The following is a 3,226-nucleotide window of genomic DNA, read 5'->3' as shown; positions in this document are numbered from 1 at the left end:
GCCCCCGCCACCCGAAGTGGGCGTGATCACCGTCGCCACGGGTGACGTGGGCCTGGTCACCGAACTGCCCGGGCGGCTCGAGGCTTCGCGCGTGGCCGAGGTGCGCGCGCGCGCCGCCGGCATCGTGCAGCAGCGCCTGTTCCGCGAAGGCAGCGACGTGCGCGCCGGCCAGGTGCTGTACCGCATCGACGCCGGCACCTTGTCGGCCGCCAACGCCAGCTCGCAAGCCAGCCTGGCCCGGGCTCAGGCCAACCTGGGGCAGGCCGCCGCGCTCGCCGAGCGCTACCGCCCACTGGTGGAAGCCAACGCCATCAGCAAGCAGGAATACGTGAACGCCGTCACCGCGCAGAAGGCGGCCGAGGCCGAAGTGGCGGCCGCCCGCGCTGCGGTGCGCACCACCGAGATCAACCTCGGCTATGCCTCCGTCACCGCACCGATCGCCGGCCGTATCGGCCGCTCCTTGGTCACCGAGGGTGCGCTGGTGGGGCAGGGCGAAGCGACGCCGCTGGCCGTGATCCAGCAGGTCGACCCGCTGTACGTGAACTTCACCCAGAGCGCCAACGAGGTGCTGGAGCTGCGCCGCGCCCTGCAGGAAGGCAAGCTCAAGCGCGCGGGCGCCGACGGCGCGGAAGTGCGCGTGCTGCTCGAGGACGGCAGCCGCCATCCGCAGCCCGGCCGCCTGCTGTTCGCGGACCTCACCGTGGACCCCGCGACCGGCCAGGTGACGCTGCGCGCCGAAGTGCCCAACCCCGGCTCGATGCTGCTGCCGGGCATGTACGTGCGCGTGCAGATCGAGCAGGCCAAGGCCGGCAACGCGATGCTGCTGCCGCAGCAGGCCGTGACGCGCTCGCCCCAGGGCGACACCGTGATGGTGGTGGCCGCGGACGGCCAGGTGAGCCCGCGCAAGATCGGCGTCGGCGGCTCGCAGGGCGGCAAGTGGGTGGTGCTCAGCGGGCTCAAGCCCGGCGAACAGGTGATGGTGGACGGCTTCCAGAAGATGCAGCCGGGCAAGCCGGTCAAGCCGGTGCCATGGACCGCGCCCGGTGCCGCCCCCGCCGGCCCGGCCGGCACGGCTGCCGTTCCGGCTGCCAGGCCGGCCTCGCAGGCCGCCAAGAGCTGAGGCGCGCATGGCCAAGTTCTTCATCGACCGTCCCATCTTCGCGTGGGTCATCGCGCTGTTCATCATCGTGATGGGCGGCGTCGCCATCACGCAGCTGCCGGTGGCCCAGTACCCGCCGGTGGCGCCGCCGGCCATCGTGATCAACGCCACCTATCCGGGCGCCTCCGCCAAGGTGCTGGAAGAAAGCGTGATCAGCGTCATCGAGCAGGAAATGAACGGCTCGCCCGGCCTGGCGTACATGGAGTCGGTGGCCCAGGCCAACGGCACCGGCTCGCTGACCCTGAGCTTTGAGCCCGGCACCAACGCCGACCTGGCGCAGGTGGACGTGCAGAACCGGCTGGCCCGCGCCACGCCGCGGCTGCCCGCCGCCGTGACGCAGCAAGGCGTGCGCGTGGACAAGTCGCGCTCCAACTTTCTGCTGTTCGCCATCCTGTCTTCGGACGACCCGAATTTCACGCCGGTGGACCTGGGCGACTTCGCCTCGCGCAACGTGGTGCCGGAACTGCAGCGCCTGCCCGGCGTCGGCCAGGCCCAGTTGTTCGGCACCGAAGCGGCGATGCGCGTCTGGCTCGACCCGCAAAAGCTGGTCGGCTTCAACCTCTCGTCGGCCGAGGTCGTGGCCGCGATCCGCGCGCAGAACGCGCAGGTGTCGGCCGGCTCCATCGGTGAACTGCCCAACGTCGCGGGGCAGGGCATCGCCGCCACCGTGGTGGTCAACGGCCAGCTCGGCACGGTCGAACAGTTTCAGGAAGTGGTGCTGCGCGCCAACCCCGACGGCTCCACCGTGCGCCTCAAGGACGTGGCCCGGGTCGAACTGGACGCCCAGAACTTCGCCACCGCGGCGCGCCTGAACGGCAAGCCTTCGTCGGGCATCGGCGTGCAGCTGTCCCCCACCGGCAACGCGCTGGCCACGGCCGATGCGGTGCGCAAGCGCATGACCGAGCTGGCGCAGTTCTTTCCGCCCGGGGTCAAGTGGGAGATTCCGTACGACAGCTCGCGCTTCGTGCGGATCTCCATCAGCCAGGTGGTGGTGACGCTGCTGGAAGCGGTGGCGCTGGTGTTCCTGGTGATGTTCCTGTTCCTGCAGAACTGGCGCTACACCATCATCCCCACGCTGGTGGTGCCGATCGCCTTGCTGGGCACCTTCGGCGCGCTGCTGGCCCTGGGTTTTTCCATCAACGTGCTGACCATGTTCGGCATGGTGCTGGTGATCGGCATCGTGGTCGACGACGCCATCGTGGTGGTGGAGAACGTCGAGCGCATCATGAGCCACGAGGGCTTGCCGCCACGCGAGGCGACCCGCAAGGCCATGGGCCAGATCTCGGGCGCCATCATCGGCGTGACGGTGGTGCTGATCTCGGTGTTCGTGCCGCTGGCCTTCTTTGCCGGCTCGACCGGCAACATCTACCGCCAGTTCGCGGCCGTGATGGTGGCCTCGATCAGCTTCTCGGCCTTCATGGCGCTGTCGCTCACGCCCTCGCTGTGCGCCACGCTGCTCAAGCAGGTACCGGCCGGCCACCACGAGGAAAAGCGCGGCTTCTTCGGGGCCTTCAACCGGCTGTTCGCACGCACCGCGCACGGCTACGAAGGCCTGGTCACGCGCATTCTCAGGCGCGCCTCGCGCTACCTGATCATCTACGCGGCGATCGCCGGCGTGGCGGCGCTGATCTACACGCGCCTGCCCACATCCTTCCTGCCGCAGGAAGACCAGGGCAACATGCTGGTGAACATCCAGCTGCCGCCGGGCGCCACCATCGACCGCACGCGCGGCGTGATCGAGCAGGTGGAGGCCTGGGTGCTCAAGCAACCCGAGGTGCAGAGCATGGTCGGGGTGCTGGGCTTCTCGTTCTCGGGCCAGGGCCAGAACGCGGCGCTCGCCTTCGTGACGCTGAAGGACTGGGACGAGCGCAAGGGCGAGGAGCACTCGGCGCAGACGCTGGCGGGCAAGGCCTTCGGCGCGCTCTCGAGCATTCGCGACGCCTTCATCTTTCCGCTCAGCCCTCCGCCCATCCCCGAGCTGGGCACGGCCTCGGGCTTCACCTTCCGGCTGCAGGACCGCGGCGGCGCCGGTCGCGACGCGCTGATCGCGGCGCGCAACCAGCTGCT

At 70.0% G+C, this 3,226-nt stretch carries 2 protein-coding genes; both read left to right on the top strand.

Annotation, left to right across the window (positions count from 1 at the left end):
• The coding region (locus tag JWP65_RS19440; RefSeq protein WP_299766745.1) for an efflux RND transporter periplasmic adaptor subunit at positions 1-1,120 on the top strand (1,120 nt) is incomplete at its 5' end.
• Positions 1,121-1,127: 7 nt separating this feature from the next.
• A partial coding sequence (locus JWP65_RS19435) for an efflux RND transporter permease subunit (protein ID WP_299766743.1) occupies positions 1,128-3,226 on the top strand: 2,099 nt, incomplete at its 3' end.

It is taken from the genome of Ramlibacter sp. (genome assembly GCF_028292805.1).
In the GTDB taxonomy this organism is placed as follows: Bacteria; Pseudomonadota; Gammaproteobacteria; order Burkholderiales; family Burkholderiaceae_C; genus Ramlibacter.
The sequence above is the reverse complement of the archived record's forward strand: the minus strand, read 5'-3'. Positions and strand labels throughout refer to the sequence as shown.